General features: G+C 73.1%; 28 protein-coding genes. 16 read left to right on the forward strand and 12 right to left on the reverse strand.

From position 1 onward, the window contains the following. The first annotated feature begins 2 nt into the window (after positions 1-2). The 4 genes from ACH4TG_RS18640 (at position 3) to ACH4TG_RS18655 (ending at position 2626) form a co-directional block, all read left to right on the forward strand. A complete protein-coding gene (locus tag ACH4TG_RS18640) occupies positions 3-287 on the forward strand; it encodes a hypothetical protein (RefSeq protein WP_398243405.1) in 285 nt (94 codons plus the stop codon). A 356-nt stretch (positions 288-643) separates the two neighbouring features. Then, complete coding sequence (locus ACH4TG_RS18645) at positions 644-1078, forward strand: nuclear transport factor 2 family protein (RefSeq protein WP_398243406.1); 435 nt, start codon at positions 644-646, stop codon at positions 1076-1078. 186 nt (positions 1079-1264) lie between these two features. Next, the gene (locus ACH4TG_RS18650) at positions 1265-2026 is read left to right on the forward strand and encodes a DUF1963 domain-containing protein (RefSeq protein ID WP_398243407.1); all 762 of its coding nucleotides are present in this window, start codon (positions 1265-1267) and stop codon (positions 2024-2026) included. A gap of 132 nt (positions 2027-2158) precedes the next feature. Continuing rightward, complete coding sequence (locus ACH4TG_RS18655) at positions 2159-2626, forward strand: hypothetical protein (RefSeq protein ID WP_398243408.1); 468 nt, start codon at positions 2159-2161, stop codon at positions 2624-2626. A gap of 114 nt (positions 2627-2740) precedes the next feature. Here ACH4TG_RS18655 and ACH4TG_RS18660 read toward each other — a convergent pair whose 3' ends face one another. The 3 genes from ACH4TG_RS18660 to ACH4TG_RS18670 form a co-directional block, all read right to left on the reverse strand. Further along, positions 2741-4135, reverse strand: coding sequence for a hypothetical protein (locus ACH4TG_RS18660; protein ID WP_398243409.1), 1395 nt, complete (start codon positions 4133-4135; stop codon positions 2741-2743). 112 nt (positions 4136-4247) lie between these two features. Beyond that, positions 4248-6608: a GH92 family glycosyl hydrolase gene (locus ACH4TG_RS18665; RefSeq protein WP_398243410.1), complete on the reverse strand. Its 2361-nt coding sequence runs from the start codon at positions 6606-6608 to the stop codon at positions 4248-4250. Between the two features lie 163 nt (positions 6609-6771). Beyond that, on the reverse strand, positions 6772-7383 hold the full coding sequence (locus ACH4TG_RS18670; protein ID WP_398243411.1) for a CGNR zinc finger domain-containing protein: 612 nt from the start codon (positions 7381-7383) through the stop codon (positions 6772-6774). Positions 7384-7475: 92 nt separating this feature from the next. On the opposite strand from ACH4TG_RS18670, the gene ACH4TG_RS18675 reads away from it, so the two are divergent. From ACH4TG_RS18675 to ACH4TG_RS18690, 4 genes are all read left to right on the forward strand, one after another. After that, positions 7476-8690 (forward strand): MFS transporter, encoded by a 1215-nt coding sequence (locus ACH4TG_RS18675; protein WP_398243412.1) that lies wholly within the window; start codon positions 7476-7478, stop codon positions 8688-8690. A gap of 156 nt (positions 8691-8846) precedes the next feature. Further along, complete coding sequence (locus ACH4TG_RS18680; protein ID WP_398243413.1) at positions 8847-9974, forward strand: NAD(P)/FAD-dependent oxidoreductase; 1128 nt, start codon at positions 8847-8849, stop codon at positions 9972-9974. After that, positions 9974-10471, forward strand: a complete 498-nt coding sequence (locus ACH4TG_RS18685) for a hypothetical protein (RefSeq protein ID WP_398243414.1) — start codon at positions 9974-9976, stop codon at positions 10469-10471. Before ACH4TG_RS18680 ends, ACH4TG_RS18685 begins: the two co-directional genes overlap by 1 nt. 147 nt (positions 10472-10618) lie before the next feature. Next, complete coding sequence (locus tag ACH4TG_RS18690) at positions 10619-10945, forward strand: hypothetical protein (RefSeq protein WP_398243415.1); 327 nt, start codon at positions 10619-10621, stop codon at positions 10943-10945. Between the two features lie 51 nt (positions 10946-10996). On the opposite strand, the gene ACH4TG_RS18695 is transcribed toward ACH4TG_RS18690, so the two are convergent. Next, positions 10997-11686, reverse strand: coding sequence for an NUDIX domain-containing protein (locus ACH4TG_RS18695; RefSeq protein WP_398243416.1), 690 nt, complete (start codon positions 11684-11686; stop codon positions 10997-10999). Further along, positions 11683-12066: a DUF4406 domain-containing protein gene (locus ACH4TG_RS18700; protein WP_398243417.1), complete on the reverse strand. Its 384-nt coding sequence runs from the start codon at positions 12064-12066 to the stop codon at positions 11683-11685. The genes ACH4TG_RS18695 and ACH4TG_RS18700 overlap by 4 nt, the downstream gene beginning before the upstream one ends. 49 nt (positions 12067-12115) lie before the next feature. On the opposite strand from ACH4TG_RS18700, the gene ACH4TG_RS18705 reads away from it, so the two are divergent. Then, entirely contained in the window at positions 12116-12874 is a 759-nt protein-coding gene (locus tag ACH4TG_RS18705; protein WP_398243418.1) for a DeoR/GlpR family DNA-binding transcription regulator, read from the forward strand. A gap of 66 nt (positions 12875-12940) precedes the next feature. Here the strand turns inward: ACH4TG_RS18705 and ACH4TG_RS18710 are convergent, their stop codons facing one another. Genes ACH4TG_RS18710 through ACH4TG_RS18720 form a run of 3 tightly spaced genes read right to left on the reverse strand, consistent with a single transcriptional unit; the run spans position 12941 to position 14725 of the window. Beyond that, a complete protein-coding gene (locus ACH4TG_RS18710; RefSeq protein WP_398243419.1) occupies positions 12941-13294 on the reverse strand; it encodes a hypothetical protein in 354 nt (117 codons plus the stop codon). 50 nt (positions 13295-13344) lie between these two features. Continuing rightward, complete coding sequence (locus ACH4TG_RS18715) at positions 13345-13659, reverse strand: hypothetical protein (RefSeq protein WP_398243420.1); 315 nt, start codon at positions 13657-13659, stop codon at positions 13345-13347. Positions 13660-13705: 46 nt separating this feature from the next. After that, positions 13706-14725: a phosphotransferase enzyme family protein gene (locus ACH4TG_RS18720; RefSeq protein WP_398243421.1), complete on the reverse strand. Its 1020-nt coding sequence runs from the start codon at positions 14723-14725 to the stop codon at positions 13706-13708. 450 nt (positions 14726-15175) lie between these two features. Between ACH4TG_RS18720 and ACH4TG_RS18725 the strand changes: the two genes are divergently transcribed. Continuing rightward, entirely contained in the window at positions 15176-15961 is a 786-nt protein-coding gene (locus tag ACH4TG_RS18725) for a DUF6193 family natural product biosynthesis protein (protein ID WP_398243422.1), read from the forward strand. A 61-nt stretch (positions 15962-16022) separates the two neighbouring features. Here ACH4TG_RS18725 and ACH4TG_RS18730 read toward each other — a convergent pair whose 3' ends face one another. Next, complete coding sequence (locus ACH4TG_RS18730) at positions 16023-17036, reverse strand: aldo/keto reductase (RefSeq protein WP_398243423.1); 1014 nt, start codon at positions 17034-17036, stop codon at positions 16023-16025. Between the two features lie 343 nt (positions 17037-17379). On the opposite strand from ACH4TG_RS18730, the gene ACH4TG_RS18735 reads away from it, so the two are divergent. Next, positions 17380-18318 carry an AraC family transcriptional regulator N-terminal domain-containing protein gene (locus tag ACH4TG_RS18735; protein ID WP_398243424.1) on the forward strand — a complete coding sequence of 313 codons (939 nt, stop codon included), beginning with the start codon at positions 17380-17382 and terminating at the stop codon, positions 18316-18318. Here ACH4TG_RS18735 and ACH4TG_RS18740 read toward each other — a convergent pair. Continuing rightward, entirely contained in the window at positions 18315-18944 is a 630-nt protein-coding gene (locus ACH4TG_RS18740) for an isochorismatase family protein (protein WP_398243425.1), read from the reverse strand. The genes ACH4TG_RS18735 and ACH4TG_RS18740 overlap by 4 nt on opposite strands. Positions 18945-19085: 141 nt before the next feature. Here ACH4TG_RS18740 and ACH4TG_RS18745 point away from each other — a divergent pair, with 141 nt between their 5' ends. The 5 genes from ACH4TG_RS18745 (at position 19086) to ACH4TG_RS18765 (ending at position 23306) form a co-directional block, all read left to right on the forward strand. Further along, on the forward strand, positions 19086-19784 hold the full coding sequence (locus tag ACH4TG_RS18745; protein ID WP_398243426.1) for a VOC family protein: 699 nt from the start codon (positions 19086-19088) through the stop codon (positions 19782-19784). A gap of 41 nt (positions 19785-19825) precedes the next feature. Next, a complete protein-coding gene (locus ACH4TG_RS18750; protein ID WP_398243427.1) occupies positions 19826-21097 on the forward strand; it encodes a hypothetical protein in 1272 nt (423 codons plus the stop codon). Positions 21098-21612: 515 nt separating this feature from the next. Next, positions 21613-22077, forward strand: a complete 465-nt coding sequence (locus ACH4TG_RS18755; RefSeq protein ID WP_398243428.1) for an RICIN domain-containing protein — start codon at positions 21613-21615, stop codon at positions 22075-22077. Positions 22078-22132: 55 nt separating this feature from the next. Next, positions 22133-22516: a VOC family protein gene (locus ACH4TG_RS18760; RefSeq protein ID WP_398243429.1), complete on the forward strand. Its 384-nt coding sequence runs from the start codon at positions 22133-22135 to the stop codon at positions 22514-22516. Next, positions 22509-23306 (forward strand): arylamine N-acetyltransferase, encoded by a 798-nt coding sequence (locus ACH4TG_RS18765; RefSeq protein WP_398243430.1) that lies wholly within the window; start codon positions 22509-22511, stop codon positions 23304-23306. The genes ACH4TG_RS18760 and ACH4TG_RS18765 overlap by 8 nt, the downstream gene beginning before the upstream one ends. Before the next feature lie 95 nt (positions 23307-23401). On the opposite strand, the gene aroA is transcribed toward ACH4TG_RS18765, so the two are convergent. Both aroA and ACH4TG_RS18775 read right to left on the reverse strand, forming a co-directional pair. Continuing rightward, positions 23402-24637, reverse strand: a complete 1236-nt coding sequence (gene aroA, locus ACH4TG_RS18770; protein ID WP_398243431.1) for a 3-phosphoshikimate 1-carboxyvinyltransferase — start codon at positions 24635-24637, stop codon at positions 23402-23404. 294 nt (positions 24638-24931) lie between these two features. Further along, positions 24932-26125: a cytochrome P450 gene (locus ACH4TG_RS18775; RefSeq protein WP_398243432.1), complete on the reverse strand. Its 1194-nt coding sequence runs from the start codon at positions 26123-26125 to the stop codon at positions 24932-24934. Position 26126 lies beyond the last annotated feature (1 nt).

Below are 26126 nucleotides of genomic sequence, written 5' to 3' on the forward strand. Positions count from 1 at the left end.
CGATGCAGCTCAAGCTGGGTGACACGCTCCTCGGGACACTCGTTGTCGATGGCGGCGACATGCCCTGGTGGTACGGCCACTTCCAACCCACGGTCGAATTCACGCCCGCCCGGCCGCTCTTCGACGAGTGGTCGCGGGCTGTGGAAGAGAGCGACGAAGCCGCGATGATCGCTGCCGACCAAGCGCTGGAGGCGATGGACCTCGTGATCACCGGTGCCGGCGACGGGGAGCCGCTCACAGAGTTCCTGCTCTACATCGACGACGATCGCTTCCGTCTGCGCTACTGACCGATCCGAAGGTGTCCAGGATCTCCCGGCCTCTGCTGAGACTGGTCGGCAGGATCGAGTCGTGCCCTCGGACGGCTGGAGGCCAGCCTGAGGCCGAGCCCAATCATGCTGCACACAGGGAGACGGGCCGAGAGGGTTCGGCCGACACCGCTGACGGGTTCTCAGCCTGCGAGACATGCTGATCGCCTGCCCAGGCGCGGCTACGGGCGGTGCGCACGGGGCGGCGACGAGAGACGTGGACCCGGCGATCCAGGGTTGTCGCAGCCCTTGGGAACGAAGGGCCTTCTTGCGCCCTGCTCGGCCGCCGCAGAGCATCGAGTCCGTATCCCAACGTGCGCTGATGAAGGGCGGCTTCCATGCTCGAGGAGTACATCGACCGCGCCGCGATCGTCGACGTCGCCGTCGCGTACGCGACGGCCCTGGACACCGGGGACTGGAAGCTGCTGGGCGGGCTCTTCACCGAGGACGCCTCCTGGGCGTACAGCGGTTCGGGTGAGCAGGTCCGCGGGCGGGACGCGATCGTTGCCCGGCTCAGCACCGGCGGCGATCGCTACGACGCCACCCATCACCTGAACGGCAACCATGTCACCGTCGTAAGCGGGGACGAAGCCGAGCACAGGTGCTACTTCCAGGCCCAGCACATCCGTCGCGGTCTGCCCGACGGGGAGCACCTCCTCGTGGGGGGCCGGTACGACGACCGGCTGCGGCGTACCCCGGCCGGCTGGCAGATCACCCACCGCGAGGTCACCAAGGTGTGGAGCGAGGGAAACCCCGCCGTCAGCGCGTCCTGACCCGACCGAGGCCCGGCGTGAAACGGCCGGCTGTCGTACCTGAGTTCTAGAGTCCTCCTCATGTCCCGTCACACGCCCGGCCGTCCGGTCGACGTCGAGAAGCTCTTTCCCGAGTTGCTGCCCTTCCGGCGCGAGTCGGTCCGCCTTCACCCGCGTCCTGGCACTCCGACGTGCCAGGAGAGTTCCGTGGGAGGTCCGTTGCTGTGGCCTGCCGCGGAGCCGTGGCCGATGTGCCGGGAGGAGCACTCGGACCCGGACAGCGCGAGTCGGCCCGCGCCCGCGGTGGCCATGGTCCCGATCGTGCAGGTCCGCCGTGCCGACGCGCCGTCCGTGCCCTTCCCCGAGGGGACCGACCTGCTGCAGGTCCTGTGGTGCCCTTATGAGCACGGCGAGTTCTGCTACCCGCTGCCGCGGGTCCACTGGCGGGACTCCGGTGCCGTGGGCGAGGTACTCCCCACTCCTGCACCGGGGCCCGAACTGCCCGAGGACTGGTATCCGGCCCGCTGCGCCGTGCACCCCGAGCAGGTGACCGAGTACCCGGGATGGGATCTTCCCGATGAGGTCGGGGACCCACTCAAAGGACGTTTCGACGAACTGCTCGCCGAGACCGGCTGGCGCTACTTCTACCACCTGGCGGACGCCCCCGGAATCAAACTGGGCGGCTACCCGGGCTGGACGCAGGAGCCGGTGTGGCCCGACTGCGAGGGGTGCGGCAACCGGATGGAACACCTTCTGACCGTGGCCAGTTGGGAGTTCGACGGCGAGTCCTGGCGCACCTGGCTTCCCGAAGAGGACCGGGTCGACCCGCGCGTATCGGACGGCCGGCGGTGGAAGGAAGAAGCCCACAACCCTGCCGGCCTCTGCCTCGGCGACGCCGGAGGCGTCTACATCTTCGAGTGCCGCACCTGCCCCGAACGCCCCATCGGCCACTGGTTCGACTGCTCCTGACGGCCCAACAGCGTCGCCGCGCCCGTCGGTTGACTCGGCAGTATCCGCCGACCGGTAAACCGTCGAAGCGCCGGCCGTGATGGCCGCCGCCTCGATCACGAGGTACTCCCTGCCTACCGAATCGAGCCCACGATGAGCGACGACGTCCTGTCGGTGATCCCCACGGCCCCCCACTGGCAACCCGATCAGGCCGCAGCCGACCGGCTGCTGTCGATCGTCGAGGAACTGGCGCCCGGGCTGGAGGGTGGCGTTGACGTGGACATCGACGTCACCTGGCACGACAAGGTCACCGTCGTGGACTGCGGCTCGAACCTGGAATGGATCACTTGCCCGCTGTGCGCGGCCTCGATCGACACCGAGTGGTGGGAGGACCTGGTGGAGGCCCACGTCGAGGACGGCTTCCCGACCCTCACGATCGACGCTCCGTGCTGCGGTCGAACGACGTCTCTGGACGCGTTGACGTACGAATGGCCCTGCGGCTTCGCTCGCTTCGAGGTCGCCATCTGGAATCCGGAACGGGCCTGGTTCAGCGACCAGGAACTCGCCACGCTCGGCGAGGCACTCGGACACCCCGTGGCGCAGGTCAGGGCCCACATCTGAGCTACCCGAGCCCTCTTGTCCGTTCTCGCTGCCGAAGCCCGGGCAAAGCTCAGTGTCGCGGTCGTGGGGACACCACCGCGCCGGCGTGGGGGCCCGCTTCCGGGGCGGTCCGCGTCAGCGAGGGATGCCCGCGTCGTCCAGATGTTGGTGCATGACCTCCGAGGGAAGGCTGGGGTTGCTGAGGGCCTGCGCGAAGATCTCGGGATGACCGCAGCTATGGATGATGAGCTCGACCGGCAGTGCGGGGTGCCGGGCTGCCATGGCGCGGACACGAGCGTCCGGGTCCGCAAGCAACCGGATCACTGTGTCAGCGGGTGCTTCGGCGTCGAGCCCCACGAGCCATCGCTTCTCCGGGTCCGGGTCGTCGGCGAAGCGTTGTCCGGCGCCCGCGCGGGGGAAGTTCGGGTGGGACAGCAGGGCACCCTTGGTGATGACCTGGCAGTCCAGATACGTCTGGAGCACTACTTCGCCGTCCACCGTCGGCTGGTTCTCGCAGAGAAGGAGCCGCACGGCGTAGTCGTCGTCGTGGGAGAGCAGGTCGACGGCGTCGGCAGGCAGGTGCCGACTGTACGCGGCGCTGCGCCGTAGCAGCGTATTGGTCGACTTGGCGCACTGGCGCAGGACTTCGGGATCGGCACAGAGGCGAACCCACTCGACGGGATAGAGCCGGTCGGACGGCCTCACGCTGATGTCGACAGCAGTTCGTGCGGTCTCCGTCAGTTCGGGTCGAACGGATACGGCCAGCCGAACGCTGTGTGCTTCGTCGTCCGCCAACGTCCGGACGATGTCGATGGCCACGTTCGGATTGGCGGCCAGTTCGCGCCGGTCCTCCTCGTCGGGGCTTGCCGCGAGCCGTTCGGCGGTCGCCCTGCTCATGGCGCCGTTCCGGATCACGTCCTGCCTGGCGAAGCGGCCAAGTTCGCTCGCGAGAAGAAGCTCGGTAATGCCCGCGTCATCGCGGCAGGCCTCGATCATGGCCGCCTGACGGACCGTGCCATCAACGTCGCGGACAAGACGGCTTCGGGTGTCCTCGGACAGCAGGGCCCACTGGCTGCAGGCCGCCTGCCGAAGCGGCGCATCCTGGTGGTCGGCGAGCGCAGCGACCATGCTTGGCGCGGTGTCGCGGCAGAAGGCGGCGGTGCGGCGGATCCGCGGGTCCGGATCGGCCAGCAGGCGCTGCTGGGCGGGCAGGGGCAGGGGCTGCGCGGAAATGCGGAACCACTCGGGTCCGTGGGCCAGTGCATGGCGGACACGTGGATCGGGATCGTCCACGAGCCGGGCGCGTTGCTCCGCCGTCACTTCGACGTTCTCGGCGAACGCGGTTCGCAACCTGTGGTCGGGATGCGTGACGATGGCGTCGACGACGTCGTCCGGCAGAGCGCGCCAGGCGATCCTGCTCCAGACTTCGACGGCTTCCTCGCACAGAAGCCTGGTCAACACCGCTGCCGACGCGCCGGGATTGCGCGCGATCGCTGCAACGGTCTCGCGGTGACGGCGATCTCCGCTCATGATGCCCCCTCGTTCGCCCGCGGGTGTCGCGGGCTCGCCGATTGTGTGCCTGCCGCAGGCAGAGGGGCAACGCCGCGGTGCGGCCCCCTGGTGAGGGGCCGCACCAGGGGGATCAGTGCTGGGCCATGGCGGGCGGGGCCGCGTTGACGCCCCAACTCGTCGGCTGGGACGAGAGGTCGACCTTGAGGGTGCCGGCGCGGAGCAGGTCCTCGTGGGAGAGCCAGCTCTGGTTCAGCGCACCCTTGTTCGTGCTCACGGAGGACACGTACTGCAGCTTCGACGCGTCCGCTCCCGGAGCGTCGATCCTGATCGTGCGCCCGTGGGCCGGCCGGATCTCGACCTTGTCGAACATCGGCGCGCTGATCACGTAGGTGGCGGAGCCGGGCTGCGCCTCGAAGATGCCGGCCATCGCGAAGACGAGCAGCGACGAGGTGGCGCCGAGGTCGTCGTTGCCGGGCATGCCGTACACGTTGTCCGTGAACAGCGTCCGCAGCGCGCGCAGCACGGCCGAGGTCTTCCACGGCGCGCCCGTCCAGGTGTACATCCACGGAGCGCTGAAGTCGGGCTCGTTGTTGGGGTTGAAGGCGAAGTTGTTGTGGTAGTCGTAGGCGCCGGTCACCCACGAGTCCGAGGCGGCCTTCGCCGGGTCGGTGAGCACGGTCGGCATGTCGAAGAACTTGTCGAGCCGCTGCTCGGCCTGCGCCTGGCCGCCCATGAGCCCGAAGAGGGTCTGCGGGTCCTGCTGGGCGAGCCACTGGTACTGCCACGCGGTGCCCTCGTGGAACGGGGCGGTCTGGGTGGGGTCGGGGTTGCCGGCGACGGAACCGTCGGCGTTCCTCGCGACCGGGAACCCGGTGAAGCCCTGCGAAGTGACGCCGGGCTCCCAGAGCTTGGTGAAGTTGTCGCAGCGCGAGGCGAGCGTCGCGGCCTCGTCCTGGTGGCCCAGGCCCTTCGCCATCGTGGACAGCGCGCAGTCCGCGAGCGCGTACTCGAGCGTGGCCGAGCCCGCCTGGCGGCTGTCGCCGTACTTGTAGCCGGGCAGGTTCTGGTAGGCCACCCAGCCGTTCTTGACGTACGACGGGTTGCCGTCGCGGCCGCGGAAGATCGACTGGTCGGCCGGCACCTCGTTGACGTTCTTCCACAGCGCGTCGAAGAGCTGGTTCGCGGTGGTGCCGTCCAGCAGGCCGCGGTTGTAGATGTCGACGATCCACGGGGTGATGGGGTCACCGCTCATGACGTTGGTCTCGCTGTTGGCGAGCGCCCACCGGGGCAGCCAGCCGCCGTCCTGGTAGATGTGCAGCACGGACTTGGCCATGTCGGCGGCCCGGCCGGGCTCCAGCAGGTCCACCAGCTGGTTCTGCGAGCGGTACGTGTCCCACAGCGAGAACATCTGGTAGTACGGCGAACTCGCCTGGTGCACCTGGTCGTCGAAGCCGCGGTAGCGGTTGTCGACGTCGGACCCGATCGCCGGATCCAGCAGCGAGTGGTAGAGCGCGGTGTAGTACGTCCGCTGGTCGGCGGTGCTGCCGCCGGCCACCCGCATGCGGTTCAGCTCGTCCTGCCACGACGCGTGCGCGGCGTCGCGGGCCTTGTCGAACGACTTCGGCTGCTCCGCCGTGCGGTTGAGGCGCGCGCCGTCGACCGAGGTGTAGGAAAGGCCGACCGACGCGCCGACCTGGCCGCCCTTGGCCGGGTCGAACGTCAGCCAGGCGCCGGCACGTTGGCTGCCGCGCGACGCGTCCCGCTGGTTCGGGGTGAGCGTGTTGTCGGTCCACGTGCCGAAGCTCGAGAACGTCCGGTCGAACTTGGCGCTGAAGAAGATCCGGTAGCGCTCCTTGCCCGTCTCACCGCAGAAGTTGCCGCCCTGGAGCCAGCCTTCGACGGTGTCGTCGCCGACCACGTGGACGTCACCGGCGTAGGTGCTGCCGTTGCTCTGGCCGACCTCGATGAGCACGTTCTCGGGGCCCGAACCGGCGGGGTAGGTGTAGCGCTGCTGGCCGGTCCGCTCCGTCGCGCTCAGCTCGCTCTGGATGCCGTTGTCGAACTTCACGCCGTAGTAGCCCGGCGCGCGGGTCTCGTTGTCGTGGCTGAACTTCGCGCCGTACTGGGCCGGGTCGGACGACGTGACGGCGCCGGTGGTCGGCATGAACCGGAAGTTGCCCATCGTCTGGCAGCCGACGCCCGACAGGTGGGTCATGCTGAAGCCGAGGATGCTGTTCTGGCTGTAGTCGTAGGAGGCGTACTTGTTCAGCTGGGTGTCGGGGCTCAGCTGCACCATGCCGAACGGGACCGCGGCCCCGGGGAACGTGGTCCCGTCGCCGTTGTTGCCGATCGAGGTGTCGACCAGCGTGGTGGGGTCCTTGGCGAACTTCGGCCCGCTCTCGGCGTCGGCGACGCCGCCGGTCGCGGCGGAAGCCACGGTGACGGTCGTGGCGAGCGCCAAGGCGGCCAGCACGCGTTTCAACGCACTCATGACGATCCTTTCGTGCGACAACGTTGTCACTCTCGCGGGGACGATCCTCGCCGGTGTGGTGGTGCACCGTCAATCCCTCCAGCCCCACGGATCGTCGCAGTCACCCGACCTTTGACAACCGGCTGGCCCGCGACCGGCGTTCGGGCGGCCGTGGAGCCGAGGCTCAGGCCCCGCCTCCGTGCGAGTCGCCGCCCGCCGCCCCGCCGCCTTCCGCGTCGCCGCCGGCCGCCTCGTCGCCCGCGCGTCGCGCGCGGAACACCGCTGTCTTGACCCGGTTCTGGCAGGCGGTCGAGCAGAACTGGCGGCCGGCGTTGCGGGAGGTGTCCACGTAGACCCGGTCGCAGCGCGGGGCCGCGCAGACGCCGAGGCGGCCGGCGTAGTCGCCGCCGAGCGCCATGGCCAGGCCGGTGGCGCAGCCCGCGCTCCAGCCGACGGCGTAGGAGTCGTCGGCGCCGTGGAAGTGGACCTGCCACGGCTGGCCGGGAGTGCGGTCGAGTTGGGGGCGGGCGCCGGTCTCGCGCAGCAGCGCGTTGAGGGCGGGCGCGGCGTCGTCGAGGCGGTCGGCTGCCGCGGCCTCGAACACGACGCGCAGGACCCGGGCGGTGCCGGCGAGTTGATCGGCGTCGCCGATCCCCAGGTCCGGCCCGGCGGAGAGCGCGGCGCGGACCGCGTCGACCCGCTCGGGTCCCTCCGGCGCGACGTAGCGCCGCCCCCGCGCCTCGCCGGGGGTCAACGTGTTGACGAGCTCCGCCGACGCGGCGAGCAAGGCACGCATGTGACTGTCGAACAACACTTGACCAGTTACCTTTCCCTCACCTACGGTTCTCGTCACTGACCATAGTCGATTGACCAGTGACAGGAGGCGCCGTGCTGCGCGCTGACCCGCTGCCCCGCGCCGTTCGCCTGCTGCTGCTGGCCCGGGTCGTCAACCAGCTCGGCGCGTTCTCGCTCCCCTTCCTCACGGCCCTGATCTGCGCCGGGCAGCACGCGAGCCTGACCACGGCCGGCCTGGTCAGCGCCGCCTTCGGGCTCGCGACCATCCCCTCCCGGCTGGCCGGGGGCCGGCTGGCCGACCGGATCGGCAGGCGTACGACGATCCTGCTCGGGCTCTGCGGATGCGCCGTGTCGCAGCTGGCGATCGCGGCCTGCAGGTCGCTGGCCTGGACGGTCGCCGCGGCGGTGCTACTCGGGCTGGCCTTCGAACTCTACGAGCCGCCGAGCCAGGCGATCATCGGCGAGTCCGTGCCGGAACGGCAACGGGTGCGCGCGTTCAGCCTGCTCAGCGCCGCACTCGCGGCCGGCGGCATGGGCGCGGGGCTGCTGGCCGCCCTGCTCGGGCGCTGGGATCTACGGTGGCTCTTCGTCGTCGACGCGGCCACCTGCCTGAGCTGCGCGCTGCTGGTCCGGCTGGCCCTGCCCCGCGACCGTCCCGCACCGGCCGGGGCGGACCGGGGGGACACCGCCGTGCGCCCGCTGCGGGACCGGGCCCTGCTGACCGTCCTGGCCACCGGCACCGCCTACGCCCTGATCAACCAGCAGACCGTGATGACCCTGCCGCTGGCCCTCGCGCGGCGGGACCTGCCCGCCGCCGACGCCGGGCTGCTGTTCACCGCCACCGCGGCCACCACCGTGCTCGCCCAGCCGCTGATCCGGCTGGCCTGGACGAACCGGCTCACGACGCCCGCCGCGCTCGCCCTCGCCCATCTCCTCCTGGCCGCGGGGCTGTCCGGCTACACCCTCGCCCGCACGCTGCCCGCGCTGCTCGTCTCGGCCGCCGTGTGGAGTCTGGGCGACCTGCTGATCATGGGCCGCGTGTACGCGCTCGTCACCGACCTCGCGCCGCCCGGCGGGAGCGGCCGCTACCTGGCCGTCTTCGGTACGAGTTGGGGCGTGGCCGCCACGCTCGCCCCCGTTCTGGGCACCCAGCTGCTCGCCCGGGCCGGGACGACGACGCTGTGGTCGACGATGGCGGCGCTCTGCCTGGGGCTCGCCGCACTGCACCTGAAGGTGACACCGCAGTCCCCCGGCCCGCGCGCCGTCGCGCACGAGGTCCGCCGGCGGGCCGCCTCGGACGCGGCATAGAGGCGCGGGGAGGCGGCTCCGCGCCCGCCACTTCTCGCGCCCGGTTCCGGAGCTTTCGCGGTCCCGTCCACGGGCCTCACCGCTGGCTCTGCGCACGTGCTAGAAACGGGAGTTCACCCTCGATCGGGGAAGGGGCCGGCGGTGAACATCGGATCTATGAAGCGCCCTGGACGTGTGGCCGTCATCGGAGCGGGCATCCTCGGAGCCAGTGTGGGCTGGAACCTGTCCCGGCAGGGCGCCGAGGTGGTCCTCGTGGACACGGGGCGGCCGGGCGAGGGCGTCACCAACTGGTCCTTCTCCTGGGTCAACGCCAGCAACAAGACGGCGCGCAGGTCCTACTTCGCGCTGAACGTCGCGGGCATGGCCGCGTACCGCGAGCTCGCCACGGCCCTCGGACCCGACTCGTGGTGGTTTCCCGGCGGCCACCTGCGCTGGGCGGACGATCCCGCGGCGGAGGCGAAGCTCCTGGAGGCGGCGCGCCTGCTGGCCGGCTGGGACTACCGGCTGGAGGTGTGCACGGGGGCCGAGGTGCGCCGCCGCCTCGAACCGGCCCTCACCGTGCCGGATGAGGCGCCGGTCGTGTTCTACCCCGACGAGGCCTGGGTGCACGGACGGCATCTCGTCGGCCGCCTGGTCGGCCGGGCCGTCGCGTCCGGCGCCGAACTCCGGTCCGGCACCTCGGTCCACGACATCGGCACCGGTGCCGACGGGAGCGTCCGGAGCGTGGCGCTGTCCGACGGGAGCCGTCTCGACGTCGACGCCGTCGTGAACGCGGCGGGCCCCGACGCCGCCCACGTCGCCGGGCTCGTCGCACGGCACCTGCCGATGCGCAGGGAGCCCGGCGCCGTCACCCGGCTCGCATGCACCGAGGTCCCGGTGCGCCGGGCCATGCACGCGCCGCACATCGAGATCCGCCCCGACGGGGACGCGTCGGTGGTCCTCCACAGCCGCGAGATCGACGCGCTCATCGACACGGGCGAGGAGCCGGCGGAACTCGGCGCGCGGCTCCACGCGTCGGCGCGGCAGGTCGTTCCCGGACTCGGCACCGCCCGCGTCGCCCGGACGCGGGTGGCCCACCGGCCCATCCCCGGAGACGGATTCCCCTCGGTGGGAGCGGTGCCGTCCGTGCCGGGCTACTACGAGGCCGTCACCCACAGCGGCATCACCCTCGGCCCGGTCATCGGCCGGCTGCTCGCCGCGGAGATCCTCACCGGCACGCCGGACGCGATGCTCGCGGACTTCCGCCCGGACCGGTTCCCTGCCATGGCGTCGGGCGAGGTGTGATGGTCAGCGCAGTGGTCCGTGCGGAACTGGAGCGGGTGGACTGGGCCGCGCTGGAGTGCGGGTGCGGCGGGTCCGCGGAGCATGTGCCCCTGCTGATCGAGACGATCATCACCGCCGGGACGCCCCGCGACATGATCGGGTACACCCTCGACGGCCATGTCGAGGTCGGCACGGTCGTCTTCGCGTGCACCCCGCCTGCCGTCTCCGTGATCATGGCGGCGCTGGCCGGGGAACTCTCCGCCCTTGCCCGGGGCGTCCTGCTGCAGACGCTGTCGTTCGTGGCCGCGAGTTCGGACGGCTCCGGCCTGGAGGCGGCGTGCCGGCGGAACGCGCAACAGGGATTCTGGGACCTCGTGGGGATCGGCCTCACCGGCACCGCGGACGACGCCGAAACGGTCGCCGACATCTGCGAGTTCTTCGGCCTCGGCGGCGAGAAGTCCGCGTTCTACCAGGCCCGGCTCCGCGCCCGGATGCGCGAGAAGACCAAGCGCCGGTGACGCGTCCGGGCCTGGCCGGGCGCCGGCGCCCGCAGCAACCGGCTCATTGACGCGAGGCGGCGGGGACGCCGTACCTCGGCCCTCGCCGGACGACCAGGGCCCTCCGTCGCCTGCCCCATCGGCCGGTCTCCCGGCTAACCTGCCGACGTGGAGCACGACCGCCCCCTCGTTCGCGATGCCTTCCCCGACCTGGTGGCCGAGGTGATTGCCCTCCTGGAGGAGGAAGGCGAACGCGAGTTGGCCATCTGCGCACGGGACCTCCGGCTGGTCGCCATGTGCGACTGCGGTGACGACTTCTGCCAGAGCATCCACACGGCGGACCATCCGCAGGGTCAGCCCTACGGAGAGGGTCACCGATGCGTCCCGCTCCTCCCGGCGCAGGGCATGCTCGTCCTGGACGTCGTCCACGGCACGATCATGTACGTCGAGGTGCTGAACCGGCCGCCCATGCACAACCGGCTCGACGGGCGCTGAACTCTCCCTCCAGGGGGGTGCGTTGGCCAACGGCGTCGCACCGCGGCGGTGTCACCTCGTGGCCGGGGCCGGGGCCGGGGCCGGGGCGAAGGGGCCGTCCAGGGCCGCCCATTGGAGGAGCAGGATGGTCTTGCCGTCGATGATGCGGCCGTCGCGGACCATGGCGAGGGCCTCGGCGAAGGGGAGTTCGAGGACTTCGATGTCCTCGCCTTCCTCCTCCAGGCCGCCGCCGCTGCCAGTGCGGTCGGCCGGGGTGTAGGGGGCGGCGTAGAAGTGCAGGCGCTCGGTGACCGAGCCGGGGCTCATGTATGCGTCGAGGACGTGGGTGAGCGGGCCGAGCGTGACACCGAGTTCCTCGGCGCTCTCGCGCCGGATCGCGGCGAGCGGGTCGTCGCCGTCGAGCAGCCCGGCCGCGGCCTCGACGAGCATGCCGTCCGGATGGTCGTTGACGTAGGCCGGGTAGCGGAACTGGCGGATGAGCAGCACCCGGCCGCGCTCGGCGTCGTACGGCAGGACGACCGCGCCGTTGCCGCGGTCGTACGTCTCGCGGTGCTGGGTGACCCAGCGCCCGTCGCGGCGCCGGTAGTCGAAGGTGGTGCGGCGCAGCACGTGCCAGCCCTGCGAGGTGAGTTCGACGTCGCGGACCGCCACGTCGGGGTTGCGGTCCAGGTCGCGCCCGGCCCGGTCGAGGCCGGTGCGGCCGCGGTGGTCGGGGGCGTCGACGCCGGGGCGGGCGGTCACGCGGCCTCCTTCGGGATGCGGCGCGGGATCTCGGCCACGTCGCGGTAGACGGGCAGGCCGCGGCGGCGGGCCGTGTCGACGTCCCGGTCGGCGCCGGTGGAGTCGCCGGGGAGCCGGAGCACGGCGTCGCAGTGGGCCAGCAGGCGCTGGGCGGTCGGGTACAGGACCTCGTCGGCGAGGGGGTCCGTGGGGCCCGCGCCGGCCGAGCGGAGGACGGGCAGGGCGACCCACTCCCCGATCACGGGAAGGTGCCCGGCGGCGAAGACCGGCCACGCCGCCGCTTCGAGGCGGGCCAGGTTCGCGGCCATGGCCTGCGGATCGCCACCGGTGCCGGAGCGGTACGGGCCGGCGATGAGGATGAGCATCGGCTTGTCGGTCATGGCGCGCTACGATACACGCAGAAACGTGCAAGAACAGGAGAGAGTGCGGATGCTGGCTGCCGAACGGCGCGACCACCTGCTGGGCCTGCTCGCCCGCGAGGGCAAGATCGTCGCCAAGGACGTCGCCGCCGACCTGGGCATCTCCGAGGACAGCGTGCGGCGCGACCTGCGCGACCTCGCCGCCGAGGGACTCTGCCAGCGGGTCTACGGCGGGGCGCTGCCCGTCTCCCCTGCCGTGGCGGACTACGCCGCCCGGCAGACCGTCACCCCCGACGGCAAGCAGAAGGTCGCCGCGGTGGCCGCCGCGCTGGTGCGGCCGGGCAGCGCGCTCATCCTGGACGGCGGGACCACCGCCCTCGCCGTCGCCCACGCGCTCCCGCCGGCCCTGGCCTGCACCGTGATCACCCACAGCCCGACGATCGCGGCCGCGCTGCTGGACCATCCGCAGGCCGAGGTCTTCCTGCTCGGCGGCCGGATCTTCAAGCACTCGGCGGTCGCCTGCGGTGCGGCCGCGGTCGAGGCCGCCCAGAACGTCTCGGCCGACCTCTGCCTGCTCGGTGTCACCGGCGTCCACCCGGAGGCGGGACTGACCACCGGTGACGCCGAGGAGGCCGCGATGAAACGCGCCCTGGCCGCACGGGCCGCGGACACCTACATCCTCGCCTCGTCCGAGAAGATCGGCACGGCTTCACGGTTCCGCGTCCTGCCCTGGGAGGAGATCAGCGGGCTGATCACCGACGCCGACCCCCACCACCCGGTGGTCGGGCAGCTCGCGGCCCGCGGCGTCGAGGTCCTGGCCGCCGGCTGACGGCTGGCGGCCAGGAGCCGGCCACGGCACCGCCGGAGAGACGGGCGCCGGCGCGAGGCCGCGGACTCAGCCGGTCTTCTCCGTGGGCGTGAGCCCGGTGCGTTCGCAGATGATGCGCTGGACGGCATCGACGTCGTCCGGGGTGATGAAGGGGTGGACGAACCGGCCGAGGTCGAGGACCAGCGCGGCCCTCTTGGACATCCGCCGCGGGTCCAGGCTCGCCCAGTAGTGCGGGCTGGCGGTGCCCCAGATCCGCCCGCCGCCGTTGAGCGGTGTCAGGGTGACGCGCCGTACCCCGCGGATCGCCGTGTACGGGACGGTCTTCGTCCCCCACGGCAGGTAGTACCCGCGGATCCGGACGGCCTCGGGCGTGCACTCGATCCAGCGGTCCCGGTAGACGCCGCTCCCGCCGCTGTCCATGCCCAGTCCTCCTGGCTACCCGCCCTTCGGCCGACGACCTCCGCCGGCCGCTACACCCACAACCGCCTGGTGCCCTGGCTCTCCACCGGCTCGAAGGCGGTCAGTTCCAGGTACCCGTCCCCATTCTCCGTGACGTCGACCAGCAGGGCGCTGTCCTCGGCGAACCGCAGGGTGAAGACCGGGTCGAGTGCCATGAGGAAGGCGAAAGCCTCCCGGCCGCCGTCTGCCGGCGGGTCGTTCAAGGACGCTTGGCAGGTCCAGCGGTCGCCGGCCACGCGCACGGTGACGTGCACCGGGAAGTCGCCCAGGCACGTCGACCGGTTGGCCCACCATTCCAGCGTGGCGGGTCCTTCGTAGTCGTCCACCGGCCAAGTGTCGCGAGGATCAGGGTGATTGACCACCCGGATCGGGTCAGCGGAGGAGAGGGGGGGACGGGGAGAGGAGGCGCTCGGCCAGGGTGAGGAAGGGGACGCGGAGGCCGGTGGTGAGTTCGGCGACCGGGTCGGCGGTGTAACCGGCGACGGCCGCGTAGTAGAGCGGGACCGCCGCCGCATAGGGGACCAGGGCGGTGCGTTCGAGGGCGGACAGCGGTGAGGCGGCCTGCTCGTACGCGGTGAGGGCGCGCGCGAGAAGGTCGTCCTCCGGGCCGGCGTCGGCGGTGGGCAGCAGCCGCCAGGCGAGCGCGTAGGCCAGGTCGTGGACGCGCGGGCGGACCGCCGCGAAGCCGAAGTCGAGGTAGACCGCGGCGCCTTGGGCGTCGGCGACGATGTTGCCCGTCTTGGCGTCGCCGTGGACCGGGTGGACCGGCAGGGCGGTGGCCGGCACCCATCGCGTGTCGAGCCGGGCGACGAGCCGGCGGACGCGTGCGACGGTCCGGGTGGCTTCGGGGTGGTGGGCGACGGCGGGTCCGGTGACCGCCAGCCAGCGGCGCAACGACCGCGGCGGCCCGTACGTGGCCACCGCCGGGCGCGGCACGGTCAGGTCGAGAGAGGCCAGGACGCGGTGCAGCCGGCCGAGGGCCCCGAACAGCCATGCGTCGCCGGGCGGTTGGGATCGATGCGGCATGTACTCCTCCAGCTCCGCCCACCGGCCGCCGACGCGGACGGCCTCGCGGCCGTGCCAGGCGACGGGTCGCGCGGTGCGCACGCCCGCGTCCAGCAGTCGGCGGCGCAGCGCGCGTTCGGCGGTGACGCGCCGCAGGGAGTCGGTGGGCGGGTGGACGCGCAGGACGAGCCCGGCACCGGGCAGGTGCAGGTTGCGGCTGAAGGTTCCTCGCAGATCGACCGGTCGGTCCCCTGGGGCAAGGTCCTCCACGAGGTGCCGCAACTCCGCGTCGCCGCCCGCACGTTCGCGGCCCGGCAGGTGGCCGGGGCCATGGTCGCCGGCCGACGACTGCTGCGACGGCTGCTGCGGCGGCGGCTTCGCGTTCATGCACGCGATGATGGCCCGGCGGCCGGCGGCCTCACCACGCGATATCGCCGCGGTCCGCGGTCCGGCCGATCCAGCGGGTGTGGCCCGCGTGTCCGGCGAGGCCGGTCGGCGGACGGTCCACGCCGCCGGACACCGGGCGCTCCGGAGCCCCGTCCGGGGCCGCCTCCCGGCCGGGGCGCGCGCCGTCCTGCGGGGGTGGATGGTGCTGCTGGCGCCTGCGCGTGCTCCTGGTACGGAAGGGGTCGCAAAAGACCGAATGCACAGCTCAGAGGTGTTGTCCGCCGATCCGGCGGAGCACAGGATGGCCGTCATGAATCAGACACGCGAGGTCGGTCGGGGTGCGGTGGTGCGGGCGCGCGGGTTCTCGTCCGGAGCGGTCGGGCACCGGTCCGGGCCCGTGCCCGGGCGCGGTGTCGGACGGCGTCGCGAGGTGCCGGCGGGAGTGGGCCGATGAGCCGGGAACCCGCCGGCGCGGCGCCGTCCTCCGAACGGGTGGAGGCCGATCCCGAGCTGTACCCGGACCTGGCGGCGGCGGGCGGGTTGCAGGCTGCGCTGGAGAAGGCCGCCGCGGACCTCGACCCCGGCGAACTCCCCAGCGGCGAACCGGACATGGAGCAGGAGGGCGCGGTCCCCGGTGCCGCACCGGCTGCCGGCCCGACGGCCCGGCGCGACGCCCTCGCGATCCACCTCGGTTCTGTGGAGCGTCGCTTCATTGTCAGCGGGTGGAGCCGCGGCGTCGAGCTGGTCCGCGGCGGCACCGCGGATCTGGCCGAGGTGGCGAAGGCGGCCGCGGCCTGGCGCTCCGGGGAGTCCCTCCACGAGCTGCGCGACCTCTGCCCGTTCCTGGACTTCGGCGAACTCGCGGAGGCGCACGAGCGCGGGCCGGCGGAAGCCGTCACCGTCAAGTGGCGCCAACTGCGCGAGGCGCTGCGGGAACCCGTACCGTTCCCGAACATCCGCGAGCTGATGGAAGCGGCCTTCGTGGAACCGCGCCTGCGGCAGCTGTTCCCGTTCACCAGCCACTGGTCGCTGCACTTCACCACCTGCACGGGGTTCCCGTACACGTGGGTGGTGCCGTTCGTCGATCCGCTGCGCGACGGGCGGTTCCGGGTGTGCGGGCCGAGCCGCGGCACGGTGATCGGTGAGGCCGACTCGGTGGACGACGCCCTCGCGCTCGTCCTCGCCCATCTGCCCGCGGACATCGGCCCAGCGGTCGCCGGCACCGCGCGGGACTGAGCCCGCCACCGGCCGGGGCCGGGGCCGAGGGGCCCGGCCCGGCTCGGGTGACCGCGACGCGCTAGTAGCGGATGTCGCTCTGCAGCAGCGGCGGGTAGACGGCGGAGGACTCGCCGTCGACGGTCGTGCCGCCGAACTGCAGCATGGCGCGGAGCGCTCCCCGCATGGGCGCCGGGTAGTTGAGGTCCGGGGTGGACACGGCGTCGAGACGGCTGAGGTGGTCGGGGGTGAGGGCGACGTCGAGTCCCGCGAGGTTGTCCTCGAGGTGGTCGAGGCGGCGGGCGCCGACGATGGGGACGACCGTTCCCTCACGGGCGCGCAGCCACGCGAGGGCCACCGCGGCGGAGCTGGTGGCGAGTGCGTCGGCCACCTCGGCGACCGCGTCGATGACCTCGTGGTCGCGGTCGCTCGGACCGCCGACGTGGGCGCTGCGGGCGGAGTCCGTGACCTGGCGGTCGCGCCGGTACTTGCCGGACAGGAAGCCGTTCTTCAGCGGGCTCCACGGCACGAGCGCGAGGCCCTGGTCGCGGGCGAACGGCGCCAGTTCGCCCTCGACTTCGCGGGCGAGCAGCGAGTACTCGACCTGCAGGGCGACGAGCGGCGTCCAGCCCCGCAGCGCGGCCATGGTGTGGGCCTGGGCGGTGAGCCAGGCGGGGGTGTTGCTGAAGCCGATGTAGCGGACCTTGCCGGCGCGCACCAGGTCGTCCAGGGCCCGCATCGTCTCCTCGATCGGCGTGTTGCGGTCCCACTGGTGCAGCCAGTACAGGTCGAGGCGGTCCGTGCGCAGCCGCCGCAGCGTCTCCTCCAGTTGCGCGATGATCGAACGGCGCCCGGCGCCACCGCCGTTCGGGTCACCGGGGAAGAGGTTGCCGAAGAACTTCGAGGCCAGCACCACCCGGTCCCGCAGTCCGGGCCGCGCGGCGAAGAAGTCGCCGAGGATCGCCTCGGAGTGGCCGTTGGTGTAGAAGTTCGCGGTGTCGACGAAGTTGCCCCCGCCGTCGAGGTAGCGGGTGAGGATCTTCTCGGACTCCTCGACGCCGGAGCCGGCGCCCGGCGGATCCTCGCCGAACGTCATCGCCCCCGAGGGCGAACGGGCTGACGCGGAGTCCGGAGCGGCCGAGGGTCACGTAGTGGTCGAGTGGCATGGGTTCTCCCGTGGATGCGTCCTTGTCGTCTCCCCACCATCGAAACGCGGACCCGGCCCGGCACCTAGACCGATCCTGGCGAACCTTTGCACGATCCTGGTCGCTACGGATTCGCCGCCCTGCGGACACCTCACGCGTCCTGCCCATGTACGTCGGCATCCTGCCGAACGAGCCGGGCATCCGTTGCACGATCCTGCCGACCTCTTGCCCGATCGCCGCACGACCGGCGGTGGCGCGTGGCCTCCCCGGGCCGTCCGGTGTTTCAATCGGAACATGGCCCACGACGAGCTCCGGGCGCTGCTGGCATGCCATGCCCGCTCGGACGGCAGCACCGCCATCGACGGCGTGATGATCTCGAAGGTGGAGCACCCGGCCCCGCCCGCCGCGTCGACGACCGGGACGGTCCTGGCGGTGGTCGCCCAGGGTGCGAAGCGGCTCGCGCTCGGCGACCGCGTGTACGACTACCACGCGGGCCAGTACCTGGTCGCCTCAGTGGACCTCCCCGTGACCGGCCACTTCGTCGACCCGCGCCCGGAGGAGCCGGCGCTGGGCTTCGGCATGGACCTGCGGCCCGAGGAGATCGCCGACGTGCTGCTGAGTGCCGGCGCCGGCCAGGATCCGCAGCCCAAGACCGCCGCCACCGGAATCGCCGTCAGCGACGCGCCGCCGGAACTGCTCGACGCCGTCGTCCGCATGGTCCGGCTGCTGGAGAGCCCGCGGGACATCCCCGTCCTGGCGCCGCTGATCAAGCGGGAGATCCTGTGGCGTCTGATCAGCGGCGAGCAGGGCGCGGTCGTGCGCCAACTCGGCCTGCCCAACGGCGGGTTCTCCCACATGACGCGCGCCATCCACTGGATCCGCGACAACTACGCCACCGCCTTCCGTGTGGAGGACGTGGCCAGGATGGCCGGGATGAGCACGTCCGCCTTCCACCGGAACTTCCAGTCGGTGACGGCGATGAGCCCGATCCAGTTCCAGAAGCACATCCGGCTGCAGGAGGCGCGGCTGCTGCTCGCCGGGCGTCCGGGAGCGGTGACGTCGGTGTGCCATTCAGTGGGGTACGACAGTGCCTCGCAGTTCAGCCGGGAGTACCGCCGCCTGTTCGGGGTGTCGCCGAGCGAGGACGCCCGCCGCATGCGCGGTTCCGATCCCGGTTCCTGGACGTCAGGTGCCTCTCCGGCGCCGCAGCGGGATGCGTCGCCGCTGCCCTAACCGGGCGGCTGGGGGCGGGCGGTGAGGTCGAGGGCGGCGGCCGGGAGGACGCGGACGGTGCGGGCGGGGAAGTCGATGTGGCGGTAGATCTCGTTGTGGTGCGCGATGGACCGGTCGGGCGGCGCGAAGTCCGTGGGGTCGGGGCGCAGGGACGTCGTGTGGCCGTCGGCGACGAGGACGAGGTCGTAGCCGAGGGTGAGGGCGTGGCGTGCGGTGGTCTCCACGCAGTTCTCGGTGGCGAAGCCGGTGATCAGGACCTCGGTCACGCCGAGCCGGCGCAGCGTCGCGTCGAGGTCGGTGTCGAGGAAGGCGTTCGCGGTGGTCTTGGTGACGGGGGCCTCGTCGCCATCCCGCGGCGCCAGTTCGGGCAGCACGGGCCCGCACCCGCGCTGCTGGACCGTGATCACCGGAACGCCTGCGGCGCGCGCCCGGGAGCTGAGGCCGGCGATGGTCGCCACCGTCCGGTCGGGGCGGTGCATGATCGGCCGCATGGCCTCCTGCATGTCGATGACCAGCAGGGCGGGACGGTACGGCGGCGCGTCGGCGGACGGGTGCGGCTGGTCCTGCTCCGGCTCGGCGGTGCGCGGCTCGGCGGTGCGCGGCTCGGCGTGCGGGTGGGGCGGCATGGCGTCACGGTAGCCCGGGGGTGAGCGTCACCCTCCGGATTTTTCGGCGGCTCTCGCCGGCCACCGCGCCGTGCGGCACCCGAGGGGCGCTCTCGTAGGGTGTGCGGAGCAGGACCGGACGGCGACACCGGAGGGGCGGGGATGGCGACCAGGCTGGCCGCAGTGGCGGTCGAGGGGCGGGACGTACGGGAGTTGGCCCGGTTCTGGGCGCACGCCCTGGGCTGGTGGGAGGCCGGGGACGGCGTCGTCCGGCCGGAGGCGGGCGGCGCCGTCGAACTGGCCTTCGTCGCGTCGGCGCGTCCCAAGTCGGCAAAGAACCGGCTGCACCTCGACCTGTCGGGCGGCGACGACCAGGCGGGGGCGGTCGGGCGGCTGCTCGCCCTCGGGGCCCGCCGCGCCGACATCGGCCAGGGCGACGTGCCGTGGGAGGTCCTCGCCGATCCGGAGGGGAACGAGTTCTGCGTGCTCCCCGGCGCCGACGCGGCCGACGGACTGGCGCAGATCTGCCAGGACGCGGCGGACCCTGCGCGGCAGGGACGGTTCTGGGCGGCCGCCACGGGCTGGTCGGTCACCGAGCGGGGCGACTGGGGCGTCCGCCTCCAGCCGGCTCCCGGCGTCGCGCCGTCGCTGGTCATGGGACCGCCCGTCGCGGCCAAGCCGGCGGTGAACCGCGTGCAGTTCGTGCTCGCCGCGCGGGAGCCCGGAGACGCGGAGGACTGCGCGGCGGGGCTGGTCGCGGCGGGGGCCGCGCGCACGGCCGGCCCGCACGTGTTCACCGACCCCGAGGGCAACGAGTTCCGGCTGGACGTCGCGCCCCGGAGCGGCCGGCCACTCCGATAACCCATTGCCGTACGGTCGCACGCCCCGGATCATCGTCGGCGATGACTGAGATGACGCATCCCGAACTGTCCACGGCATGGGAACTGTTCGACTCCGGCGACCCGCGGGGCGCCATGCGGACCCTGCGGTTCGCCGCCGACTCGCTCGCGCCGGGGGAAATGGCGCCACTGGTCGGGAAGTTGGCGCAGAGCGCCGGGTTCGACGATCTGGAGAAGTCCGCCGCGAAGGTCGCGGCCACGCCCGAGGACGCGGTCGCCCTCTACGCGTTCGGGTACGACTGCGTCGAACGCGGCGTGCCCGCGCTCGCCGTGCCCGTGCTGCGCGAGTCGCTGCGGCTGAGCGGGGCGCACAGGGTGCTCGCGGAGCTGGCCGTCGCGCTGGAGGACGAGGAGCGGCACGCCGAGGCGGCGGACGTGCTCGCCGAGCACGACGCGCTGGCCCAGGACTGGCCCGACCGCTACCTGCTCGCGTACAACGCGGTGATGGCCGGGCGGCTGGACCAGGCCGGGCGGGTGTTCGCGGCGCTCGGTGCCGCGCCGGAGCAGTGGCGGGCGGCCGCCGGCCGGCTCGCGCGCATCCTGGCCCGCGCCGAACTGGCCGCGCCGCGAGACCGCGAGGACCTGCGCGGCTGGCACTTCGCCCTCACCGGCGGGCTGTTGACCACGCGGTCGCCGTACGGTTTCGCGAGCATGACCGGGCGGTGGGCGTACCTGCAGGACAGCGTCGAGCTGTGCCGGCTCGGGCTGGAGCGGCTGCGGGTGGTGCTTGCCGCTTCGGGTCACGCGCCGGTGTCCGTCGGGCTGCTGCCCGACCGCGGCAGCCAGGTGCTGGGGCTCGCGGCGGCGTCCGTGCTGGGTCTGCCGGCGGCGCCGTACCGGCCGGGGACGCCGGATGTGCTGGTCGTGGCGTACGACCTTGCTGACTGCGAGCGGAAGTTGGTGGCTGCACTGCGGGAACGGGCTCCCGGCGAGGTGCTGTTCGAGCATGCGACGTGCTGGACGGATCCGCCCGGCGCGGCGGCGGACGTCAGCACGCTGCTGGTGCAGACGGTGGTGGCGCCGTGGGCCGCCCGGATGCGGTTCTCGGCCGGCGGCGAGGCGGAGGACGTCCCGGCGGACGCGCGGCCTCCCGAGGAGGTGGCCGCGGAGATCGCCGCGGCGTCGCCCGTGGCGGACGAGGGCGACGGGGATTCCCCGCCCGACCCCGTCGACGGGCTGGCCGCGTTCGCGGCGGGCGTCCGCGAGGCGTGGCTCACCGCGCCCCGCGATCGCGTACGGACGGCCGGACCAGTACGGAGTGGCCGCTTCGCCTGACCCCACGAACGGGGTTGCCCCCGCCCCGGCTCTGGGTGTCCCAGGGGCATGGCAGGGGCACCCATCCCCTCCCCGGTGGCCCGGCCAACCCACCCACACCACCAGGCCGGTGACGACCCACCCGCCTCACCGTGGCTGATCGCGCAGTTCCCCGCGCCCCTCACCCCCACCCCGCCGGTGACTCACGGACCCGCGTGCCCCACCCGGCCTCGCGCTGGCTGGTCGCGCAACAGGGACGCGCCCCGTCAGGGGCGCGAGGAACTGCGCGACCAGCCCACCAGCGGCGGGTGGGCGCGGCAACGGGTGCAACCACCCCGCCCGGAGTGGTGGGACGCGGAACTGGTGGCGTGGAGGAGGGGCGCGCTCCCCCCGCGTGCGCCTGATACGCGGGGGCCGAATGGGGGTGACATGGGTGTGGTGCGGCCCGCATAGCGGCGAAGTGGTGGTGAGCTGTCGGGTGCGGGTCGTGTCACGGCCCGGCGTTCCCGCGTAACCCCGCACACCGGAGGAGCCCCGTGCGTATCCGCTCGCTCGTGTCCCTCGCCGCGTCCGCCGCGGCCCTGCTGGTGCCGGCCGCGCCGGCCCACGCCGCCACCGACGGCCTCTACCTGCTGCGTGACGCGGCGTCGGGCCGCTGCGTGGCGCCGGCGGACGGCCCGATCGGCGGCCCGCTCCAGGCGTGCGGCCCGGACACCCGGTGGAACCTGCAGTCGGTCGGCGACGGCACCGTGCGGTTCACCGAGGTGAGCGGCGAGGGCCGCTGCCTGGGGGTGTCGCCGGCGTTCGTCTACCCGACGGCCCTGCGGCTGAGCGCCTGCGGCAGCGCGCCCGACGCCTTCCGTGTCATCGGCCCGCAGGCACCCGAGGTGGACGCCCTCGAACTCGCCGCCGCTCCGCGCAGCGCCCTCACCGTGCTGGGCGACCGCGCGACGCTCGCCGACGGCCTCAGCTTCCAGTGGATCGTGCAGAAGGTCGGCTGACCGCGTACCGCCCCCGGCCGGGCGGCCGGCGCCGCCTCCGGCATAGGGTGCCCGCATGGCATCACTGGTACGACATGTGACTTTCGACTGCGCCGACGCCCACCGCCTCGCGTCCTTCTGGGCCGAGGCGCTGGACGGCACGCTCGCGGACGACGACCTCCCCGGCGATCCCGAGGCCCTCGTGACGTCCGAAGGCGCGGTGATCCTCTTCGTGACCGTGCCCGACGCCAAGTCGGTGAAGAACCGCGTGCACCTGGACCTGCAACCGCAGGACCGCAGCCGTGACGAGGAGGTGACGCGGCTGCTCGCCCGCGGGGCCGAGCTGGTGGCGGACCACCGGCGGCCCGACGGCACGGGGTGGGTGACGCTGGCCGATCCCGAGGGGAACGAGTTCTGCGTGGAGCGCAGCGCGGCCGAACGCGCGGTCCCCGGTGCCTGACGCGCTGGGTCCCGACGCGACGGCCGCCTACCTGCGCCGCATCGGCGTCGAGCGGCCGGCCGCGGCCGACGCGGAGTCGCTGCGCACGCTGCACCTCCACCACCAGCTGGCCGTGCCGTTCGAGAACCTGTCGATCCATCTCGGCCAGGAGATCGTGCTGGAGGAGGGCGCCCTGGTCGACAAGGTGGTGGGCGCCCACCGGGGCGGGTTCTGCTACGAACTCAACGGCGCCTTCGCCGCGTTGCTGCGGTCGCTCGGATACGAGGTGACGCTGCTCGCGGCGCGGGTGTTCGGCAGGGACGGGCAACTCGGCGTGCCGTACGACCACTTGGCGCTGCGGGTCGTCCCGTCCGACGGCAGCGGCCCGTGGCTGGCGGACGTCGGCTTCGGCCGGCACAGCCACTACCCGCTGCGCTTCGCCAGCCGCGACGAACAGCCCGACCCCGGCGGCGTGTTCCGGATCGAGGAGACCGCCGACGGCGACCTGGACGTGGTGCGGGACGGCGAGCCGCAGTACCGCCTGGAGCAGCGACCCCGCGAACTGCGGGACTTCGAGGCCACGTGCTGGTGGCAGCGGACGTCACCGAAGTCCCATTTCCGGCAGTCGCTGGTGTGCTCGCGGCTGACCGAGTCCGGCCGGATCACGCTCAGCGGTCGCGTCCTGGTGCTGACCACCGGGGAAGGCGGCCGCGAGCAGCGGGAGTTGGCGGCCGACGAGGTCCTGCCCGCGTACCGGGAGCACTTCGGGATCACGCTGGACCGCGAGCCGGTCGTCGCCCCGCTCGGCTGACGAAGCGGAGGCGGGCAGGTCCCCGGCCACCAGCCCTGCGGCGCCGGGCGCCGCGCCCGCCCCGCGCGAAGGTCACGCCGGGCGCCGCGCCCGCCTCACACGCCCCACTCGGCCCGCACCCCGGCGAAGAACTCGTGGAACCCGGGGAACGTCTTCTTCACGCAGCCCGGGTCGTCGAAGGTGGTGCCGGGGGTGCGCAGGCCGGCGACGGCGAAGCTCATCGCGATGCGGTGGTCGGCGTGGCAGGCGATCTCGACGGGCGCGGGGGTGCCGGGCCGGATCTCGATCCAGTCGCGGCCGGTCTCGACGGCGATGCCCTGGCGGCGCAGGTTCATCGCGCACGCCTCCAGGCGGTCGCACTCCTTGACGCGGGTGTTGTAGACGTCCTCGATGCGGACCGGACCGTCCGCGAAGGGCGCGATGGCGGCGAGCGTCGGCATGGTGTCGGAGATGTCGCGCATGGCCACGGTGATGCCGGACAGCCGGCCGGTGCCGGTGACCGTCGTGCTGTCCGGGCCGATTTCGACGTCCGCGCCCATGCCGCGCAGCACCTCCACGAACTGCAGGTCGCCCTGCAGGGCCCCGGCGCCCAGGCCGGGGACGGTGGCGCTGCGGCCGGTGAGCGCGGCGGCGGCGAAGAAGTAGCTCGCCGTGGAGGCGTCCGGCTCGATCGGGTAGTCGGTGGCGGTGTAGCCGCCGGGCGGCACGACGAAGGTGTCGCCCTCGCGGGACACGGTGACGCCGAACCGGCGCATCATCGCCAGGGTGATCTCGACGTACGGCACCGAGACGATGCCGGTGACGCGGATCCGCAGGCCCTCGGCGGTCAGCGGGCCGGTGAGCAGCAGCGCGGTGAGGAACTGCGAGGACAGGCTGGCGTCGAGGTCGATCGCGCCGCCCTTGATGCCGTCGGCGACGACCGTCAGCGGCAGGTGGCCCTCGGTCTCCTCGTGGGTGAGGTCGACGCCGAGCGAGCGCAGCGCGCCGGTGAGCGGGGCGACGGGGCGGCGGCGCATCTGCGCGGAGGCGTCGAAGCGGTAGGTGCCGTGTCCCGCGGCGGCGAGCGCGGGCAGGAAGCGGGCGGCGGTGGCCGCGTCACGGCAGTAGACCTCGGCCTCGGGTGCCGCCGGGCCCTGCGGGCGGCCGGTGATCCGCCACTCCTGCTCGCCGCGCCGTACGTCGTACCCGAGGCGGGTCAGGCCCTCGGCGAAACCGTCGGTGTCGTCGGACAGCAGCGGGCGCCGCAGGACGGTGGTGCCGTCGGCTGCGGCGGCGAGGAACAGGGCCCTCGCGGTCACCGACTTGGAGCCGGGTACGGCGACGACACTCACGGGATGCCTCCTTGGCGGGGTCTTTCGGCGCGGGCGGGGCGGGCGTGGCGGGCACGGCCTCGCCCCGCGCGAGTCTAGGACGGGCGGCGGGTGCGGGTGCGTGCTGTCCGGGCCCTGGACCGGCCCGCCTCCACCGGTCCGCGAGGCCGGCCCAGGGGAGGGCCCGGGGACGGCCCGGGGAACGTCCCAGGGGACGGCCCGTTCCGGGCCCGATCAAGGCCCGGAACGGGGACAGCCCCGAGCACCGAGCCCCGGTCGCCCACCGGCCCCGACGGCCCCGGCGCGCGGAATCGTTCAGAAGGTGACGGGCAGCCGGTCGAGGCCGCGGACCAGGGGGTTGGGGCGCCAGGCGAGCGGGCCGGCGCCGGGGTCGAGGGCGAGGCGGGGGGCGCGGGTGAGCAGCGTGGTCAGCGCGATCGCGCCCTCCATGCGGGCCAGCGGCGCGCCCAGGCAGTAGTGGATGCCGTGGCCGAAGGCGAGCTGGCCGTCGGGGGGCCGGCGGATGTCGAAGGTGTCGGCGGCGCTGTGGTGGGCGCCGTCGCGGGCGGCCGAGGCCAGGACGACGGCGACCACCTCGCCGGCCGGGATGACCGTGCCGCCGATCGGATAGGGGGCCCGGGTGATGCGGTAGGTGGCGCGTTCGACCGGGCCGTCGTAGCGCAGCACCTCCTCGATCGCGCCGGGCATCAGCCCGGGCAGGTCGGCGCGGAGCGCCGCGAGCTGGTCGGGGTGGCGCAGCAGGGCCAGGACGCCGTTGGCGACGAGGTTGACGGTGGTCTCGTGGCCGGCGACGAGCAGCAGGAACGCCATGCTGACGAGTTCCGGCGCGGACAGCCGGTCGCCGTCCTCGTAGCGGGTGCGGATCAGCGCGCTGAGCAGGTCGTCGCGCGGGCCGCTGCACCGCTTGTCCTCGATCAGATCGGCCAGGTAGGCGCTCACGGCCTGCGCGGCGGCCATCTCCTCGGCGTCGCCGCCGGTCTCGCCGAGGACGGCCCGGGTCCATGCGCGGAACGCGTCCCGGTCCAGGTCGGGCACGCCGAGCAGCTCGCAGATCACGGTGAGCGGGAGGGGGAAGGCGAAGTCCTCGATGAGGTCGGCGCTTCCGGCCGGCAGCATCTTGTCGAGCAGGTCGTCGGTGATCTGCTGGACGCGGGGCCGCAGTTCGGCGACCCGGCGCGGGGTGAACTCGCGGGCGACCAGCCGCCGCAGCCGGGTGTGGCTCGGCGGGTCGGACTCCAGCATGTGGGCGCTGACCGGCCCGGCGCTCTCGGGGCCGCCGCCCAGGGTGTGCCAGTCCTTGCTCAGCCGCGGGTCGGCGAGCGCGGTGCGGGCCTCGTCGTACCCGACGACGAGCCACAGCTCCCCGCTCTCCACGACGGCCCGGTGGACGGGCCCTCTCGCGCGCAGCCGGGCGTAGTAGGGGTAGGGGTCGGTGACGAAGTCCTCGCCGTATGCGGTCAGATCGACGATGTCCTGGTCGTGTGCCACT

It is taken from the genome of Streptomyces sp. NPDC020917 (assembly GCF_044333795.1).
Lineage (GTDB): Bacteria > Actinomycetota > Actinomycetes > Streptomycetales > Streptomycetaceae > Actinacidiphila.

Coding starts and splice junctions, on each gene's coding strand:
- ACH4TG_RS18670 (WP_398243411.1), bottom strand. CDS start 7,383: ATGCGTGCCTTGCTCGCCGCGTCGGCGGAGCTCGTCAACACGTTGACC.
- ACH4TG_RS18730 (WP_398243423.1), bottom strand. CDS start 17,036: ATGACGTTCGGCGAGGATCCGCCGGGCGCCGGCTCCGGCGTCGAGGAG.
- ACH4TG_RS18640 (WP_398243405.1), top strand. CDS start 3: ATGCAGCTCAAGCTGGGTGACACGCTCCTCGGGACACTCGTTGTCGAT.
- ACH4TG_RS18665 (WP_398243410.1), bottom strand. CDS start 6,608: ATGAGTGCGTTGAAACGCGTGCTGGCCGCCTTGGCGCTCGCCACGACC.
- ACH4TG_RS18725 (WP_398243422.1), top strand. CDS start 15,176: ATGAGCCGGGAACCCGCCGGCGCGGCGCCGTCCTCCGAACGGGTGGAG.
- ACH4TG_RS18685 (WP_398243414.1), top strand. CDS start 9,974: ATGGTCAGCGCAGTGGTCCGTGCGGAACTGGAGCGGGTGGACTGGGCC.
- ACH4TG_RS18760 (WP_398243429.1), top strand. CDS start 22,133: ATGGCATCACTGGTACGACATGTGACTTTCGACTGCGCCGACGCCCAC.
- ACH4TG_RS18720 (WP_398243421.1), bottom strand. CDS start 14,725: ATGAACGCGAAGCCGCCGCCGCAGCAGCCGTCGCAGCAGTCGTCGGCC.
- ACH4TG_RS18735 (WP_398243424.1), top strand. CDS start 17,380: ATGGCCCACGACGAGCTCCGGGCGCTGCTGGCATGCCATGCCCGCTCG.
- ACH4TG_RS18745 (WP_398243426.1), top strand. CDS start 19,086: ATGGCGACCAGGCTGGCCGCAGTGGCGGTCGAGGGGCGGGACGTACGG.
- ACH4TG_RS18705 (WP_398243418.1), top strand. CDS start 12,116: ATGCTGGCTGCCGAACGGCGCGACCACCTGCTGGGCCTGCTCGCCCGC.
- ACH4TG_RS18710 (WP_398243419.1), bottom strand. CDS start 13,294: ATGGACAGCGGCGGGAGCGGCGTCTACCGGGACCGCTGGATCGAGTGC.
- ACH4TG_RS18660 (WP_398243409.1), bottom strand. CDS start 4,135: ATGAGCGGAGATCGCCGTCACCGCGAGACCGTTGCAGCGATCGCGCGC.
- ACH4TG_RS18700 (WP_398243417.1), bottom strand. CDS start 12,066: ATGACCGACAAGCCGATGCTCATCCTCATCGCCGGCCCGTACCGCTCC.
- ACH4TG_RS18680 (WP_398243413.1), top strand. CDS start 8,847: ATGAAGCGCCCTGGACGTGTGGCCGTCATCGGAGCGGGCATCCTCGGA.
- ACH4TG_RS18655 (WP_398243408.1), top strand. CDS start 2,159: ATGAGCGACGACGTCCTGTCGGTGATCCCCACGGCCCCCCACTGGCAA.
- ACH4TG_RS18750 (WP_398243427.1), top strand. CDS start 19,826: ATGACTGAGATGACGCATCCCGAACTGTCCACGGCATGGGAACTGTTC.
- ACH4TG_RS18740 (WP_398243425.1), bottom strand. CDS start 18,944: ATGCCGCCCCACCCGCACGCCGAGCCGCGCACCGCCGAGCCGCGCACC.
- ACH4TG_RS18645 (WP_398243406.1), top strand. CDS start 644: ATGCTCGAGGAGTACATCGACCGCGCCGCGATCGTCGACGTCGCCGTC.